General features: G+C 57.2%; 13 protein-coding genes. 6 read left to right on the plus strand and 7 right to left on the minus strand.

From position 1 onward, the window contains the following. Positions 1-37: 37 nt before the first annotated feature. Positions 38-985, minus strand: a complete 948-nt coding sequence (locus tag LK04_RS09570) for an ABC transporter substrate-binding protein (RefSeq protein ID WP_418903650.1) — start codon at positions 983-985, stop codon at positions 38-40. 393 nt (positions 986-1,378) lie between these two features. Between LK04_RS09570 and leuA the strand changes: the two genes are divergently transcribed. Continuing rightward, positions 1,379-3,064, plus strand: a complete 1,686-nt coding sequence (gene leuA, locus LK04_RS09580; RefSeq protein WP_039335695.1) for a 2-isopropylmalate synthase — start codon at positions 1,379-1,381, stop codon at positions 3,062-3,064. Here the strand turns inward: leuA and LK04_RS09585 are convergent. Together LK04_RS09585 and LK04_RS09590 are read right to left on the minus strand one after the other, a co-directional pair. Next, entirely contained in the window at positions 3,015-3,797 is a 783-nt protein-coding gene (locus LK04_RS09585) for an AraC family transcriptional regulator (RefSeq protein ID WP_039335693.1), read from the minus strand. The two genes, leuA and LK04_RS09585, sit on opposite strands and share 50 nt — an antisense overlap. Position 3,798: 1 nt before the next feature. Continuing rightward, the gene (locus LK04_RS09590; protein WP_039335691.1) at positions 3,799-4,662 is read right to left on the minus strand and encodes an NAD(P)-dependent oxidoreductase; all 864 of its coding nucleotides are present in this window, start codon (positions 4,660-4,662) and stop codon (positions 3,799-3,801) included. 218 nt (positions 4,663-4,880) lie between these two features. Between LK04_RS09590 and pqqU the strand changes: the two genes are divergently transcribed. Next, complete coding sequence (gene pqqU, locus LK04_RS09595; protein ID WP_197063368.1) at positions 4,881-6,992, plus strand: TonB-dependent receptor PqqU; 2,112 nt, start codon at positions 4,881-4,883, stop codon at positions 6,990-6,992. A 348-nt stretch (positions 6,993-7,340) separates the two neighbouring features. Here the strand turns inward: pqqU and LK04_RS09600 are convergent, their stop codons facing one another. From LK04_RS09600 to LK04_RS09610, 3 genes are all read right to left on the minus strand, one after another. Continuing rightward, a complete protein-coding gene (locus tag LK04_RS09600; RefSeq protein ID WP_039335689.1) occupies positions 7,341-7,895 on the minus strand; it encodes an isochorismatase family protein in 555 nt (184 codons plus the stop codon). Between the two features lie 17 nt (positions 7,896-7,912). Further along, the gene (locus LK04_RS09605) at positions 7,913-8,338 is read right to left on the minus strand and encodes a MarR family winged helix-turn-helix transcriptional regulator (protein WP_039335687.1); all 426 of its coding nucleotides are present in this window, start codon (positions 8,336-8,338) and stop codon (positions 7,913-7,915) included. Positions 8,339-8,550: 212 nt separating this feature from the next. After that, positions 8,551-9,096, minus strand: a complete 546-nt coding sequence (locus LK04_RS09610) for a helix-turn-helix domain-containing protein (protein ID WP_039335685.1) — start codon at positions 9,094-9,096, stop codon at positions 8,551-8,553. Positions 9,097-9,194: 98 nt separating this feature from the next. Between LK04_RS09610 and LK04_RS09615 the strand changes: the two genes are divergently transcribed. From LK04_RS09615 to LK04_RS09630, 4 genes are all read left to right on the plus strand, one after another. After that, the gene (locus LK04_RS09615) at positions 9,195-10,373 is read left to right on the plus strand and encodes a benzoate/H(+) symporter BenE family transporter (RefSeq protein WP_081998144.1); all 1,179 of its coding nucleotides are present in this window, start codon (positions 9,195-9,197) and stop codon (positions 10,371-10,373) included. A gap of 278 nt (positions 10,374-10,651) precedes the next feature. Further along, positions 10,652-12,007, plus strand: a complete 1,356-nt coding sequence (locus LK04_RS09620; protein WP_039336995.1) for an SrfA family protein — start codon at positions 10,652-10,654, stop codon at positions 12,005-12,007. Positions 12,008-12,009: 2 nt separating this feature from the next. Then, positions 12,010-14,982 (plus strand): virulence factor SrfB, encoded by a 2,973-nt coding sequence (locus LK04_RS09625; RefSeq protein ID WP_039336993.1) that lies wholly within the window; start codon positions 12,010-12,012, stop codon positions 14,980-14,982. Further along, positions 14,979-17,351, plus strand: a complete 2,373-nt coding sequence (locus LK04_RS09630; RefSeq protein WP_039336990.1) for a virulence factor SrfC family protein — start codon at positions 14,979-14,981, stop codon at positions 17,349-17,351. Before LK04_RS09625 ends, LK04_RS09630 begins: the two co-directional genes overlap by 4 nt. On the opposite strand, the gene LK04_RS09635 is transcribed toward LK04_RS09630, so the two are convergent. Continuing rightward, positions 17,348-17,614: a barstar family protein gene (locus LK04_RS09635; RefSeq protein ID WP_039336989.1), complete on the minus strand. Its 267-nt coding sequence runs from the start codon at positions 17,612-17,614 to the stop codon at positions 17,348-17,350. The genes LK04_RS09630 and LK04_RS09635 overlap by 4 nt on opposite strands. Positions 17,615-17,616 lie beyond the last annotated feature (2 nt).

Raw genomic sequence — 17,616 nt, forward strand, 5'->3', positions numbered from 1 at the left:
CCCCATGGAGTTTAGCCAAACGTTGGGGCACAAAGGGTTACTTCTGTGCAACGGTTAAGCCATGATAAAAGGTCGGTTTGACGTCGAGGTGTTGCTGAATCAATCCATATTTCTGGTAAAAATCGGCGGTCTCCTGCTGCTGGGCAATGGTGGCGTCATCAATGCTTTGCCAGTGCGACTGGCGCCGTGAGAAGGATTTTGCCGCAGCCTCTTTGGGAAAACCGATGATTTTCGCCAACGTGGTGGAGTATTCATCGACATGGCTGTTCGCCCAACGATCCGCCGCCGCCAGTCGATTGACGTAATCCTGTAGGGCGGCCCGTTTTCCGGCATCATTGATCGCCGCATCGGTGGCCGCGAGGAAGCTGTTGCCACTGGAAAGCCCCACGCCGTTAATCAGCACACGCCCGGTATGGGTTACTTCCGCCAGCGCCGTGTAAGGGTCCCAGGTTGACCATGCATCCACTGAACCGTTGGCCAAGGCAATACGCGCATCGGCCGGTGTCAGGAAGCGCCATTTAACGTCTTTGTCACTGATACCCGCTTTTTCCAGCGCTTTTAACGCCTCGAAGTGGCCAATCGATCCACGACCGGTGGCGATATTTTTCCCTTTCAAATCCGCCACGGTTTTAATCGGTGAATCAGGGCTGACCAGCACCGCCAAACCTTCAGGCACCGATTTGCTCACCGCCACGGCTTTCACCTGTGAACCCGCAGCAAGGGAGAAAAGCAGCGGCGCATCGCCAATAATACCGGCATCCACCGCACCAGCATTTAACGCTTCCGCCAGCGGTGCCGCCGCCGGGAACTCTGCCCATTCGATTTTATAGCTGAGATTGTTTAACTGCTGCGCCGCTTCCATCTCGGCGTGCATATTGCCCTTCTGGTCAGCGATACGCAGCGTAACGGTTTCCGCACTGACCGCCCCACTGGCTAGCATGACAAAAATGGCTAAAGCTGCTCTTTTCATTGTGTTTTCTCTTATCGCGCAAAACCCCAGACTACCCTGCCGCGAAGCAAGCCGAGATGCTGATTTCATCTGAGGAATGCCGTCTGGCGCATAAGCTTTGGCACGCCGAGCCCGCAACGGGCGGAGAGAATACCGATGCCATCACGGACAACAGCAACGATCATGCTTAAAGCTCCATAAACGCTAGCCCGAAGAGCAAAGCGTCCGCCGCAGGGAGCGGCGGCCGATCTGCATGGATGCGTGATTTCTTTGCGATCGGGCTGGCCTTTATGGGACCGTGCACAAAATTCACAGCGACCCTAGCCAAACCCGACAAATTGTCAGTTATGCAGTCAGTGTTGTCAGTTATGCGTGAGCAGAGCGCGGCGGTGTGGTCCAGACTGATCACAGACCCATAAGGAGAACCTCATGCTGAACCAACCTGCTGAAAAATACCGCCCCTACCCGGTGATTGATTTGCCCGATCGTCAGTGGCCCTCGCGCCAGTTGACGCAGGCACCCCGCTGGCTCTCAACCGACCTGCGTGATGGCAACCAGGCGCTGGCCACACCGATGGACAGCGCGCGCAAGCTGGAGTTTTGGCAACTGTTACTGCGCTGCGGTTTTAAGGAAATTGAAGTGGCGTTTCCCGCCGCATCGCAAACCGACTTCGATTTTGTCCGTTTGCTGATCGAGAAGAATCATATCCCGTCCGACGTGGCCATTCAGGTACTCACCCAGGCACGCAGCGATTTGATTGATCGTACCTTTGACGCCCTGCGCGGTGCGCCGCAAGCCATCATCCACATGTATAACGCCACTGCGCCACTGTTCCGTGAGCGCGTATTCCGCCAGAGCAAAGCGGAAATCGTTGAATTGGCCTGTGCCGGTGCGCGCCAAATTCGCGCTCGCTGTGAAGCACAAACGGATACCGCCTGGACATTCCAGTATTCACCTGAAACCTTCTGCTTTACCGAACCCGACTTCGCGCTGGAAATTTGTGAAGCCGTTGCCGCGATCTGGCAACCAGGCCCAGAGCGCCCGATGATCATCAACCTGCCCGCCACGGTCGAAGTGAACACCCCGAACGTCTATGCCGACCAGATTGAGTATTTCTGCCGCCACTTCAGCCAGCGAGCGCAGGTGGCGATTTGCGTCCATCCGCATAACGATCGTGGCACCGGCGTGGCCTGCGCTGAACTGGCCATCCTGGCCGGGGCTGATCGCGTTGAAGGTTGCCTGTTTGGTAACGGTGAACGTACCGGCAATGTCGATATCATCACGCTGGCACTCAATTTATATACGCAAGGCGTGGCGCCTGAACTCGATTTCAGCGACATCCAACAAGTGCTGGAAGTGGTGACACGCTGCAACCAACTGCCGGTTCATCCGCGTCATCCTTATGCCGGTGAATTAGTCTTCACTGCCTTCTCCGGCTCGCATCAGGATGCCATCCGCAAAGGGTTTGCCGAACGCAGCGAGCGTCAGGAAGCGATCTGGCAAATGCCCTACCTGCCGCTTGATCCGCTCGATATCGGTTGCAGCTATGAAGCGGTGATTCGCGTAAACAGCCAGTCCGGCAAAGGGGGCGCAGCCTGGTTGCTGGAGCAGAATCACGGCCTGCAGTTACCGCGCGGATTGCAGCAGGATTTCAGTCGCATCGTACAGCAACAAACCGATGGTCATGGCCAAGAGATGACCCACCACGCCCTGTGGCAACTGTTTTGTCAGCACTACGGTTTAACCCAACCCTCACGTCGCTTGCTGGAAGCGGAAAGCCACAGTGATGAAAAAGGCGAGACGCGTTTTAAAGCCCGCGTGCAAGACGGCGCGCAGCCGGTGACGCTGGAAGGGAAAGGTAACGGATTGCTGTCAGCCGCTGTAGCCGCGCTGCGCAAGCGTTATGATCTCGCTATCACTATCGAGGATTATCATGAACATACGCTGGGGAAACGCAGTGACAGCCGTTCAGTCACCTATATCAGCTGTCTGAATGCGCGTGGTGAACGCGCCTGGGGAGTAGGGATTGATAACGATGTGGCGCGCGCGTCGTTGCAGGCACTGCTCAACGCGGCCCATGCTTTTCTGCCGCAGGAAAGTAATTCGCTGGCGTAACGCCCAGCACACGGCGAAACATCGCACTGAAGGCGCTCGGGCTCTCGTAGCCAAGATCGAGCGCCACCGTCAGCACCGTCTCGCCCTGCGCCAGGCGGGCTAATGCCACACTCAAACGCGCTCGGCGCACCCAGTCGCTAAACTGCAGACCGGTTTCGCGATTGAAATGACGCGCCAGGGTGCGTTCTGCCACACAGAGTTCGTTGGCCGCACGCGCCAGCGTCCAGTTTTCACCGGGTGACAGCTGTATCTGCTGACAGAGCGCGCGCAATCGATCGCTCTCTGGCCACGCCAGACCAAACGGCAGTACATCCATCACGCGGATTTCGTCCAGCATCAGTTCGTAAATGCGCTCGGTGCGACTGCCAGAACCGTACTGCTCTGGCAACGTCAGTGCGCTGACAATCAACTCACGCAGCAACGGCGAAATCTGCACCACCTGACAACTGGCGGGCAAATCAGCGCGCGCCAGCGGATCGACAAACAGCGTGCGAGCCGCCACCGTGCCCACAATAGACAGCGCATGGCGTGTGCCTGCGGGCAACCAAACGCCTCGACTTGGCGGCACAACCCAGCTGCCGTGCCGGGTCTCCACTTTGACCACACCGCTTAAGGTGTGGATCAGCTGTGCACAGTCATGATGGTGCCACGGCTCCTCGTCACCATGCGCATAATCGTGCGCATAAGGCACCACTGGCCGATGACTAAAATCGAAGTTGAGCCGTTGACTCATCTCAGAGTTTCAGAAACTGGTAAACCGCCGCCAGATCCTGCTCACCATATCCGGCGTCCACCGCTTGCTGCCAGACATCCACAATGTTCTCCAGTGCCGGCAGTTTGCTGTCACCGGCCGCATCCAGCGCCAGTTTGGCATCCTTCAATGCCCAGACCAGATGCATCTGCGGCGTGTAATCACCGCTGGCGATCATACCCAGCTTCATTTTGGCGTACGGTGCCGCCAACGGGCCGCCATCCAACACCTTCCACAGATCGTCGGTGCTGAAACCAAACTGCTCCGCCAGTCGCGTACTCTCCGCCAGGCTTTGCATCAGACCGATCAACCAACTGTTGACCACCAACTTCATACGCGAACTGGCACCGGCTTCACCCAGCCACTGTGTTCCTTTGCCAATCGCGGCAAACACCTGTTCTGCGGCCTGCGCTTTGCTTTGATCACCGCTGGCCATCACCAGAATCTGGGCATTTTCTGCAGGTGCTTTGGTGCCTGAAACGGGTGCATCAATAAACAGCACGTCCGGGCGCACCTGTTGCAGATCGGCGATCACCCCATCTGTGGCTTCGACCCCAATGGTGCCCATCTGGCATACCGTTGCGCCCTGCTTCAGTGCGCTTGCGGCCTCACGCAGCGCCTGACGCGTGGTGTCACCGTCTGACAGCATGGCAATCACCACGTCAGCACCCTGCACCGCCTGCGCCGCGCTGTCACTGAGTTGCAGTCCGGCGCTCAGTAAATCTTCGCCTTTGGCACGCGTACGGTTCCAGCCATGCACCACGAACCCTTTTTTCAGTAAGTTGGCAGCAAATGCATGCCCCATTGCGCCTAATCCCAATACCGCCACAACCGGTTGCTGACTCATAGTGACTCCTTTATATGCTTTAAGACAAAACCGCCAGACTGACAGAAAATCCCATACACAGCCAGGCGAGAGATGCGACCACCCACATTTTTTCACGCAACCGCAGGCAATAATCAGTCATACTATTAACGCTTTTGAAAAAAGTGAAAAAACTATTAACATATGCGCGATTAATGTTCCGTTTGGTTCATTCCACACCTTCTTTACGGTCTTTCATAATGAAAATTGCTTTACTGCGACAGGCACCGTTGCTGATGCTGCCTGCATTATTCCCCCTGCAACTGATGGCCGCGGATAATGCCAGCAATACCATGGTGGTGAGCGCCGCGCCTGCGGGTTCCGGGTTGTCAGAATTAGATACACCAGCCGCCGTCAGCGTGGTGTCAGGTGACGACATGCGTCACGCCGCACCGCGCGTCAACCTTTCCGAAAACCTCACCAGCGTGCCCGGGTTACAGATTCAAAACCGTCAGAACTATGCGCAGGATCTGCAAATTTCGGTGCGTGGCTTTGGATCGCGTTCAACTTTCGGCCTGCGCGGCATCCGCATGTACGTGGATGGTATTCCTGCCACCATGCCTGATGGACAAGGGCAAACCTCGAATATCGATATCGGTTCCATCGATCATATCGAGGTACTTCGCGGTCCATTTTCAGCGCTGTACGGTAACTCATCGGGTGGTGTGATCAACGTCGAAACCCAGACCGGTCAGCAACCCACGACGCTGGAAGCCAGCACCTGGTTCGGCAGTTTCGGCAGCTGGCGCAACAGCGTTAAAGCCAGCGGCGCAACCGGTGACGGTACGCAGGCGGGGGATGTAAATTACACCGTTTCTGCCTCGCGTTTCACTACCCACGGCTACCGCGATCACAGTTCGGCACAGAAGAACCTGGGCAATGCCAAGCTGGGTGTGCGCATTGATGACGTCAGCACGCTGACGCTGCTATTTAACAGCGTGCATGTGGATGCACAAGATCCCGGTGGTTTGACCGAAGCACAGTGGAAAGATAACCCACGCCAGGTAGCCAGCAACGTCACGCTGTACAACGCCCGCAAAACAGTCGATCAAACCCAGGCTGGCCTGCACTATCAGCGCCAGATGAGTGAAAACGACGACCTCAGCGTCATGCTATATGCCGGCGAGCGTGAAACCACGCAGTATCAATCGATCCCGCGCGCCACTCAGCTTCAGGCGGGCTACCCTGGCGGTGTGATTTCTCTGTCACGCCACTATCAGGGCATTGATACCCGCTGGACACACCGCGATACCCTGTTCACCCTTCCCGTGACGGTCACGGGCGGACTGGACTATGAAACCATGACCGAAAAGCGCAAAGGCTATCAAAACTTTGTCGGTAATGACCTGGGTGTGCAGGGCGATATGCGTCGTAACGAACGCAATCTGATGTGGAATCTTGATCCTTACCTGCAAACGGCGTGGCAGTTCACGGATAAGTGGTCACTGGATGCGGGCGTGCGTTTGAGTACCGTCAATTTCGACTCTAATGACTATTACGTTACCGCCACCGATCCGGATGACAGCGGCAATCGTCGCTACCATCGCTGGCTACCTGCCGCGTCACTGAAGTATGCGATTGATAACAGCTGGAATGCCTATGTTTCTGCCGGTCGTGGCTTTGAAACGCCCACTCTGAATGAGCTTTCATACCGATCAGCCGCGCAGACCGGTCTCAATATGAACCTGAAACCGGCCACCAGCGATACCGTTGAACTCGGCACCAAGAAACGCATTGGCAATGGCCTGATTACGGCAGCACTGTTCCAGACCGATACCCAAAACGAGATCGTCTCCGACAGCAGCTATGAAGGCCGCACCAGTTATAAAAACGCCGGCGAAACGCGCCGTCGCGGACTGGAACTGGGCCTCGACCAGCAATTCGGTGAGAACTGGCAGTTCAAGGCGGCCTGGACGCTGCTCGACGCCCGTTATCGCTCCAACGCTTGTGGCACTGACAGCTGCGATGGTAACCGTATTCCGGGCATTGCGCGCAACATGGCCTATGCCGGACTGGCATACGCGCCGGAACAAGGCTGGTATGCCGGTGGCGATGTGCGCTATATGAGTGATATCGCCGCGGATGACGAAAACGACGTTAAAGCCCCGGCTTACACCGTGGTGGGCGTGAATTCAGGTTATAAGTGGCTGGTGCAGAACTGGACGCTGGATCTGTTTGGACGTGTTGATAATCTGTTTGACCGCAACTATGTCGGCTCCGTGATCGTCAACGAAAGCAACGGCCGTTACTACGAACCGGCACCGGGCCGTAACTATAGCGTAGGTTTGACGGTGAGTTATGCGTTTCAGTAAATAACCCGCTTTAGAATGAGAAATGCCCTGCAGGAGGTGTCTGGATTGCAGGGCATTTTTTTGCTCAAGAGTGTTAATCGAATTCGCCTGGCGTACGCTTGCCATCGACAGCAACGTGGCTCGGCGCTGAGCGCAATTACACGTCCCCGATGCACGCCCCCATACAGATGCCCTTATCGCGGCGACTGCGCTTGAACATGATCTGATTTTGGTTACGCGCAATGCCAGAGACTTTGAAGGTTCAGGCGTGGTGTTGCTGAATCCATGGGACGAAGAATAACCTACGTCCTTTATAAATTATGCTGAGGCCACCCCAAGGCACACCCCAGCATAAAGCTTAACTCGCGATTACTTCAGCAGCGCCAGCACATCAGCGGTTGAGCCGGTCTCACCCAAGCGCGGGAAAATACGCTCAATGCTGTTTTTATGCGTTTCGGCATTCAGGCAGGTCATGGCATCAGTTGCCAACGTGACATTGTAACCTAACTCATACGCCTGACGTGCCGTGGATTCCACTCCAATCGAGGTCGCGATACCGCATACTACCACTTGAGTCACACCGCGCTGTTGCAGTTGTGCATGTAAGTCGGTGTTGTGGAAGCCGCCCCAGGTGGTTTTGGTCGCCGCGATTTCACCCGCTTTTAGCGTCATTTCTGGCACCAGCACTGCCCAGTCTGCTGGCAACTCACCGCTGTGGCGTGCCTGCTCGTTACGGCCTGGTGCGCCACCTGCCACATTCACTTTCACAACCGGCAGATCTTTTGCGTGGAACGCGTCAACCAACTGTGCGCAGCGCTCAACAACAACGTCTGCAGCCAAAGGCGCGACAGGGAGACGGACAATCCCGTGCTGCAGGTCAATCACAATCAGGGCGGTTTTTGCATCTAACGTGGTTAAAGCCATGTTGATTCCTCTCAGGATTATTGGTCGGCAATACGTTGCAGTAAGGGGATGGCCGCGAGTAATGTCTTCTGCTCGGCTGGCGTGAGTGAGGTCGCCATATTCCGCAGTAACCAGTCATCACGTTGCGCACGATTAGCGGCGATCAATTGCAGGCAGCTTTCAGTGGGATGATAGCGGGTTTTACGGCCATCATGCGGATCAGCCTCCCCCTGAATTAAGCCCTGCGCCTGCAAACTGGCCACGGTCGCGCCCATCGACTGGCTGCGAACCCCCTCCTGCGCCGCTAACTCGGTCACCGTCATCGCGCCGTCCCGTACCAGGAATCCGAGTACCGACACTTGTGACCAAGTGAGATCGGCGGGTGGCGCTGACTCTCGCAAGCGCCGTGCCAGCTTGCCATTGATGCTGCGTAAGGCCGCAGCCGCGCTATTCAGGTCGCTCATGGCACCCTCTCCTTACTGATGAAGCGCGAGTATATAAATACGAAGGCAAACTGTGTAGTTTACCTTCGTATCAATTTGTAATTGTTGCCATGGTGATTGGCCGTAGCGGCGCGATTTATCGCGCGTCCTGAAGCAACGATACTGCTTAAATTCGCGCGATAAATCGCGCCGCTACAAGATGCGAGTGATACGAATAAGCCAAACCCTTCGGTTTAAACCCGCTGCAAGTAATGGATCAAACTGTGAAAACGCAGGGGTGTGCTGAGAGGATTGCGGTAACTGTGCGGGGTATCCGCCGCGAACTGACTGGCTTCACCCGCTTGCAACCGGCGCCAGGTACCTTCGACATTCAGCAGCAGTTCCCCTTCCAGCACCACCACTTGCTCAATCACGCCGATTTCATGAGCTGAGGAATCACTTTGCGCGCCGCCAGCCAGGGTCACTTCAAGCAGATCAAAACGCAGCTTAGCGTCATAAGGCAGCAGCGGTTTAACCTGCATTTGCGCGTTGGGTTGCTGAAAGGTTGCGGTGACACCGGGCGCCTGATCGCTGCCCTGAACAAAGAAAGAAAAAGGCACATTAAAGCCGGTGGCAATTTTCCACAGCGTTGCCACCGTGGGACTCGACTCACCGCGCTCGATCTGACCGAGCATCGCCTTGCTGACGCCGGTGTGATCGGCTGCCAGCGTCAGGCTCCAGCCGTTGGCCTGGCGCAACTGTTTCAGCGCCTGACTTAAATGTTGATGAAGATTTTCCATGTTCACTCCTGACAAATTCGCGCGCAGTGTACCACTTGTGCGTTATAACACACTCGTGCAATAGTGTGCGCTATAACGCACAAGCAGGAAAATAACCCATGATGACTGCCACTTCGCGCAGTGCTTTCTCCTTCCCGATGCTGATTTCCGGGTTTATAGCCGTACTGGTGGGCTACAGCAGTAGCGCGGCATTGATATTTCAGGCGGCACAAGCGGCGGGTGCATCGCCCGCGCAAATTGGCGGCTGGCTGTCGATGTTAGGCGTGGGCATGGGGTTAGCCTCTTTTGGTTTATCCGTCTGGACGCGCATGCCGATTCTGGCCGCCTGGTCTACGCCGGGCGCTGCCTTACTGGCCACCAGTGTGCAGGGGTTAACACTCAATGAAGTGGTTGGCGTATTCGTCGCCACCAATGCCCTGATCGTGCTCAGTGGCGTAACCGGATTGTTCGCGCGCCTGATGAACCACATCCCCCAGTCACTGGCTGCAGCGATGCTGGCAGGCATTTTACTGCGCTTTGGCATGGGAACCTTTAGCGGACTACAGAGTAACTTTGCCCTGTGCGGCAGCATGTGTCTGGTCTGGCTGATAAGTCGCCGTTGGCTGCCGCGTTACGCTATTATTCTCGCGTTGATCGCTGGCGTGCTGGTGGCGTTAGGTCAGCAGGCGATTCATTTTCCCGCGCACGCTCTCACGCTCAGCGTGCCGGAATTTATCATGCCGCACTTCAATCTGGCGGCCTTGATTGGAGTGGGATTACCCTATTTTCTGGTGACCATGGCATCGCAAAATGCCCCCGGTATTGCCACCTTGCAGGCGCACGGTTATCAGCCGCCGGTCTCTGCATTAACCGGCTGGACCGGATTTATTGCGCTGATCCTGTCCCCCTTTGGCGGATTTTCCGTGTGTATCGCTGCCATCACCGCCGCGATTTGCATGGGTGAGGATGTGGACGCCGATCCCAGGCGTCGCTGGATGGCTTCGGCCATTGCGGGTGTCTTCTATCTACTCACCGGACTGACCGGCGCGCTGATTGCCATCCTGTTAAGTGCCCTGCCCACTGTGCTGATCGCCACTCTGGCGGGGCTGGCGCTGCTCGCCACGCTGTCAGGCAGCCTGCAACGTGCGCTGTCGGAGCCTGAGCACCGAGACAGCGCTATTGTGGCGTTTCTCATCACTGCCAGTGGTATTTCATTGTTAGGTATCGGTTCTGCTTTCTGGGGATTGGTTGGCGGTTTGATCACTCATTTAGTCCTTAGCCAACGCACTCGCGCTTAAATTTTCAGCAACTCCACCCTGCAGCGGGGAAAAACGCCCTGTTTTTCCCCCTTTATTAGCCGTTTGATTCTCCTGCATTTGGCTTAAGATCACTACGATACCCTTCATACTTCAAGTTGCAGGTGCGTTGGCTACGTGTATTCACCTCAGTCACTTACTCCAGTAAGCTCCTGAGGATTCATACACTTGCCGCCTTCCTGAAACTCGAATTATTTTGGGTATATCGCCAAATACACATGGTGTTCTGCCTCAGACAACCACCGATAAGGGCCCAACGAGTGGCAAAAACTTTTCTGCGCAGCGGCAATCTGGACACGGTACTGGCACTGGGTGAAAACGGCCAGCCGGTCTGGGCTTCTGCCCTGCAAATCCGCGAAACGCTGCGTCTGCGTCGCCAGACAACTCTGGCTAACTGCCTCGCCATTCCGCAAGCCAATGAACGCGGTGATCGCCTCGACTGGTATGCGCCATTCAACGGCAAAGTAAAATCCTGGCTGGCAGCCAGCGATCATGAGCGGCAAAAAGCGCTGGAGCTATTGACGCTCAACCAGCAGGATTTGCTGGCCGCCAGCCTGCGCGCGCGTGATGCCGAAAATCCAGCCATGCGACTGTTCGGTGCCTTACTGAGCAAAACACTCCAGTTTCCCGATCAGCAGTACGTCTATCTGGTGGATGGCAAACCCGTGATCACCTTCTGGGGCTTTGTCGATCCTCAGGCTCGCTCACGAGATGACGCGCTCGCCTGCCTGCGCGACAGCCTGGAAGAGGCATTACCACCACTGTTGCCTGAGCCACCTGCTGCCATCGTGGCGCCCGTGGTTGTCGCGCCGGTGATTGCCCCGCTGATTGAGGTCCCGCCGGTCGCAGCGGCCCCTGTTACCGAGCCAACGCCTGAAGTGATCGAAACCGTGCCGGAAGTCGAACTGGCAGAACCGGAACCTGAACCTGTACCCGCCCCAGCACCAGCACGTCGCCCTTCAGTATGGCGTCCTGTCGCCTTAATGTTGCCGGTGGCGGTGGTTGCGGCGGCGGCCGTGGCTTTCTGGCTACACAGTTCTACTCCGCAGGCGGCACCTGAGATAGCGGTTGCAGATGTCCCTGCCCCGGTGTTCACACCGCCAGCGGTGGTCGTTAAAGCCGAGAAACTGGCGGCGACACTGCCGCAGAAGAGCGCCTCCGTGGCAGCAGCACCGGAGCCAGCCGCCCCACCGGCACCGCCGGAAGTGGTGGCTGAACATACTGAACCAGCCAAGGCTGATGACCTGGTGATGACCACCGAAGATGCACGCGTCGGATCGGTGAAGTTTATCAATGGCACCTGGCGCGTGACCTTGCGTCAAACCAATTTACCCACCGGTAAACCGCCGAGCCTGCGCTATCAGCTGCGCAATGGCAAAGGCGTCGCCACCATTTCTCAAGGCGATAACATCCGCTGTAAAGCCGATGTCACCGCTGCCATGACCACCGCCGGCACCATGGTGGTGCGCAGCCGCTATACTGCCAGCTGCAGCGATAAGTCGCGTTACCGCATGCCTGAGTTGGTGTGTAAAGCCGGTGATGGCATTGCCAGCTGTACTGCGCAATATGGCGCAGATCAGGTCTTCCCGTTGACGATTAAGCGTGAGAGTAAGTAACCATGTTGGCTCCCCTCATCGATGACAAACAAAAAATCACGCTGATTGAAGATAGCGGTGTGCAGTTTCTCGATTTTGGCCTGCGTCTGCCTGCTTTACAGGCCCGTCGCCAGTTTGTAAGACAGACCGCCAATGGCCCGCTGCTGCGGCTCAACGTTGACGGCAACAGCGGAAAATTCCTGCTCTATCCCGAAGATGGCAGCGCAGCGGAAGTGGTTCGCCCTGAGTCAGATATTGCGCTGGCCGATTCGTTAAAGTTGTTAGCACACCAGTGGCTGCCACTGCCGGTGCTGCGTTGCACCAGCGGACGTCGTTTTATCGGTGGTCCGGATAACTGGGCGCGCTTGCACCTGGCCCCGCTGAGCCAGCCCGATGCGGCCGGTAACACCCATCGCATTACGCTGGCCTTCGATACCCGTATCGTGCCGGAACAAGACGGTGGCGAGCAGCACGGTCTAAGCAAAGCCGATGCCCAAAACGGCGTCAGCTTTGCGCTGGCCTGGCACAATTATGAGCTGGGTGAATTTCTCGATCACACCTGGGTTGATGGCTGGCTACGTGAAACCTTTGCCCAACAGGTTAATGCGCTGGAATCCCGTCGAGAGCAGGAACTCAACCAGGCGCTGCGTGAGTTTGAGTATCAGGCACACTATCTCAACTTGCTGGAGCTGCTGGGCGAGCAACTCGACCTCGCGGAGATCTACATCCAGGCTGCGTCGCTGCAAACGCCGGCCGTCAACGTCGATATCATTCTGGATGTCGGCAACTCACACACCTGCGGTATTTTGGTAGAAGATCATGCCGAAGAGAGCAGTGGCCTGCGTCAAACTTACGAGCTGCAACTGCGCGATCTCTCCGAACCGCATCAGGTGTACAACGAACTGTTCGACAGCCGCCTGGAATTTGCGGAAACCCGCTTCGGTAAAGCCAACTTCTCGCTGGAGAGTGGCCGAGAAAACGCCTTTATGTGGCCTTCCCTGACCCGTGTTGGACGAGAGGCCAGCCGCCTCGCGCTGCTGCGTGCCGGCACCGAAGGCAGCACCGGGTTATCCAGCCCACGCCGCTATTTATGGGATGAAGCACGCTATCAGCCAGGCTGGCGCTTTAACGCTAACGGCAGCAGTGACGAGCCGCAGGCCACCGCGCTGCCTTTCACCTTGCTGTTGAATGATGAAGGCCAGCCGCTGCATGCGCTGGACGAAGATGAGCGTCTGCCGGTGTTCTCTGCCAGTTACAGCCGCAGTTCGCTGATGACATTTATGCTTTGTGAACTACTGGCCCAGGCGATGATGCAGATGAACAGCGTGGCACAGCGTCAGCGCATGCCACAAAGCCAGGCTCCTCGCCAACTGCGTCATGTGATCCTGACCTTACCGTCGGCGATGCCTAAACCTGAGCGCGAGATTTTCCGTCGTCGCATGCAGGAAGCCATTGCGCTGGTGTGGAAAGCCGAAGGCTGGCATCCGGCCGAAGAGGATTTCAGTGCGGAAAGCCAGGCAAAAAGTCTGCGTCCGGTACCGGATGTGCAGATGGAGTGGGATGAAGCAACCTGCGGTCAGATGGTATGGCTGTTCAACGAAACCCAGGTCAACTTTGCGGGCCGCGCTGAAGATTTCTTTAGCAGCATGGCGCGCCCTGACCGCCCACGTGAAGTGGACGAACTGCCGGGTAAAAGCTTGCGCATTGCGTCCATCGATATTGGCGGCGGCACCACCGACCTGGCGATCACGCAATATCGCCTCGATGATGGCCAGGGCAACAACGTCAAAATTACCCCGCGCCTGCTGTTCCGCGAGGGCTTTAAAGTCGCGGGTGACGATATCCTGTTGGATGTCATTCAATTGTGGGTCCTGCCTGCACTGCAGCAGAGCCTGCAAAAAGCCGGATTGACGCTGGCTGAACCGCTGATGAACAAACTGTTTGGTCACGACAGCCGCATGGACGGGCAAGCCACGTTGCGTCAGCAGGTCACTCTGCAGCTGTTTATTCCGCTGGCGCAGGCAGTACTGGAGCGCTACGAAAACTGGGACCCGCTGGATAGCCACAGTGAGATCAATGCGCTGTTTGGCGAACTGGTGCCGCAAAAACCAGCCAGCAGCGTGTTGGCGTTTGTTAACGGCGAGATCCAGCGCACGCTGGGCGGGGACAGTCGCTTTGATCTGCTCGACGTACCTTTAGTCGTGAGCATGGCGCAACTGCACGCTGAGTTCCTGCAACACCGTATGGCCATCATTCCGGCACTGCGCGCGATGTGCGAAGTGGTCTCGCTTTATCAGTGTGATGTGCTACTGCTGACGGGCCGCCCTTCGCGCTTCCCTGGCATTCAGGCGCTGGTGCGCCATCTGCAACCGTTGCCGGGCAGCCGCATTTTGTCGCTGGAAGGCTATCACACCAGCGACTGGTATCCGTTTAACAAACTGGGGCGCATTGATAACCCGAAATCCACGGCTGCGGTGGGCGCGATGCTGTGCCTGCTGGCGCTGGATTTGCGCCTCAGCAGTTTCTGGTTCCGCGCCGGTGATTTTGAACCCTACTCCACCATCCGCTATCTGGGCGTACTGGATGAGAATGCCACGCTGAGCGATGACAATCTCTGTTACAGCGAGATCGACCTCGACAGCAGCCATTTCGCGCTGGATCGCAAAAGCAGCTTCCGCATTCGCGGCAACGTGTGCCTCGGCTTCCGCCAGCTGGAGAACGATCGCTGGCCCGCTTCCCCGCTGTACAGCCTGAGCATTACCGACCCGCAGCTGGCGCGTAAAGTGGCCGGTGAGAGCGTGTTGCGTATCAAGCTGGCGGTTCAGCCTGGTCCCGACGACTTTGGACCAGAACGTCTGGTGCTGAGCGATGCACGAATGGATGACGGTACGCGTGTGCCGCTGGAACAATTGAGTCTGAAACTGAATACGCTGTCTGCGACCGGCAATGCCAACGCGCAGTATTGGATTGACAGCGGGAGCGTCTGCAAACGATGAGAACAGCTAAGAAAACCACGTCAGTCACGCCAGCCAAACGTCTCAGCCTGATGCAGGAGACGCTCGACGGTGCGCTGAACTGGATCGATACCCATCAGGCTCAGGCGCCACGCCTGGCCATGGAAGCCGATACGCTGCAACTGCAACTGCGCCGTGCCCGCGTCGAGAGCCATGCCCTGGCGCGCCAGTTAGCGCGCCCGGTGACGCTGGCGCTGTTTGGCCAGTCACAGGCGGGTAAAGCCTGGTTGCTGAGTGAAATGGTCGGTGATGCCCAGGGCCAGCTGATTGCGCGCCTTGGCGATAGAGTGGTTAATCACTTCCAGAACATCAATCCAGGCAATATCGATTTCGCCATCGCCACCCGTTTCAGCCACCAGCGTGAAGCCCAGTCCAGCGCCTGGCCGCTGGAAATGACGTTGTTAAGCGATGCCGAGCTGATTCGTCTGATACTGGCGTGCGCCAAAACCGAAGAACAGCCCGATACCGCCGTGATTGACGCCGCGCTGCAGCGCTTGCAGCGCCATCGTCAGGATGAACCTGAACCCGGCCTCGACAGCGATGCGCTGATCACCTTGTGGGCGTGGAGTCGTCGCCAGCATCGTCACGCGGAAGTGTTGGATCGTCACTTTTGGCCGCAGGCGATTGAACTGGCCCCATGGCTCAACGTGGATGACCGCGTGCAGCTGTTTGCGCTGTTATGGCCTAATCAGGTTGCGCTCAACGAACAGTTGCGCAGCCTGATGCATTTACGCCATCAACTGCGCCAGGCACCGCGCCTGCTGGCACCGCTCAGCCTGCTGACCGATGACGCCGCTCTACCGGCGGAAAAACTGATCGGCAACGACGCCGATTTGCAGGAGATGATTGAGGTCTGCCCGATTATCGCCAATCGTGTAGGCAAAGCGCAGCAGGTACCGCTGGGTTTGCTGGCGCTGCTGACGCTGGAGATCACCATTCCCCTCAGTTCCACGCCGCGTCAGGCGTTGTACGATGAAGCCGATATGCTGGAATTGCCTGCACCGGGCCAGCCTGCCGATCGCGGGCAGCAAGAGGATTTAGCGCAGTTGCGTAAGCGCGACGCACTGCGTGCCACTTTACTGGAGCAGAAACGGGCACTGCTGCCGGGCTTATACGCCGCCCGTCAGGGCATCGATTTAATGTTGATTTGTACCGCGGCCAGCCAGCGTCAGGATGCCGATATGGCCGCCAGCGCACTGCGCGAATGGCATATCCACCAAACCGTGGCCGCCAGCGGTGAGAAACCGCGTCTGATTTGGGCAATAACTCCACACGATGCGCGTTATCAACAGCAGCAGATTAATGTTGATGAAGCGGTACAACGTCAAATTGGCCAACCAGGGCAAAGCTGGGGATCGATGCTGGCGCTGGATCGCGCGGGCGTTGACCGCATGGGCAGTTGGTTGCAGGACGAAATGCAGCCAGAAGCAAGACGCGATCGTCTGGCGCAGCAGTTAACCAGTTTGCAGCAGAAACTGGTAGAGCGTCTGCAGCCATGGACCGAATCCACGGCGACCCCAGAACAGGCCGCACGTAAACAAGCGATTTCCGACACCCTGCTGAAATGCCTGCAACACCGTACCGGGTTGCACGGTGAACTGCTGGAGCGTTTGCAGCCTTCGCGTGAAGCGGTTCGCCAGCTGTGGCTGAGCCAGCGCAGTGCTAACGTTGCGCAGCACAGTGCCAAAACGGCGGCTGCCGATCAGAGCTATTTTGGCATCGGCTTTGAGTTTGACCTGTTCAAAGATGAGCCGGTTGCCCAGGCAGAACCACGCAACAGTGGCGGCCAGCGCGATCAGCAGTTCCCGCAGCAGGTGTTTGCGTTGTGGCTGGAGCATCTGCGTCAGTTGCCCGAGAGTCGCAGCCTGCTGACGTTACTCAATGTCGATAAACTAACGCTGGAGATGCTGGTGGAGGAGTTAATTACCGCCAGCTTCCGCCTGAACGTACTGAGCAAGTTGCAAAGCGCGCTTAACGAACCGGATGCACAGGCCAGCGCCCACGAAGCGCGTACCGATCGTCAGGTGTCCCGCGCGATGACGGTGTTGGGTGATTTTGTTGCCTGGTTAGGCTTTTTACAGCGCCCTGAAAACGAACGTCCAGAGAGCCGTGTGAATCGTGGGCAAACTATCTTTGCTCGCCCACCTGCGCCCAGCGTCAGCTTCTCGTCGGGGCAACGTTTAACGCGCTTATCCGTGGCACCGGCCAATCATACGGCGTATTACATCTATGACTGGCTGGTGGGGTTAAATTCGGTGATCGTAGAAAACAATGGCTACACCGGCGGCGGTGATTTACCGGCCAACGCCCGCCAGACGCTGGCATTCCTGCTGCTGCCGTTGCACGCTTAACGCGTCAGGCGCAGCTCGCCTTGCAGCTGCTGCGCCGCTTCTTCCAACAGCGCCAGAACCGGGGCAAATTCAGCCTGTTCACTGGCGCTTTCTACGTGCTTGAGATGGATGGTGGCGGGCAGCGCCATACCGCCGGTCAGCCAGTCCCACATCGCATCCAGATTGTTGCCGAACGCCAGCGTGCAGTGGCTCTGCGCCACCAAGGCGCGGTAAAACGCCTGACGGTTATCTAACTGCTGAAAATCAAAAGTGAGCGTCAACATGG

The sequence above is a fragment of the Pantoea vagans genome (genome assembly GCF_001506165.1).
Lineage (GTDB): Bacteria > Pseudomonadota > Gammaproteobacteria > Enterobacterales > Enterobacteriaceae > Pantoea > Pantoea vagans_C.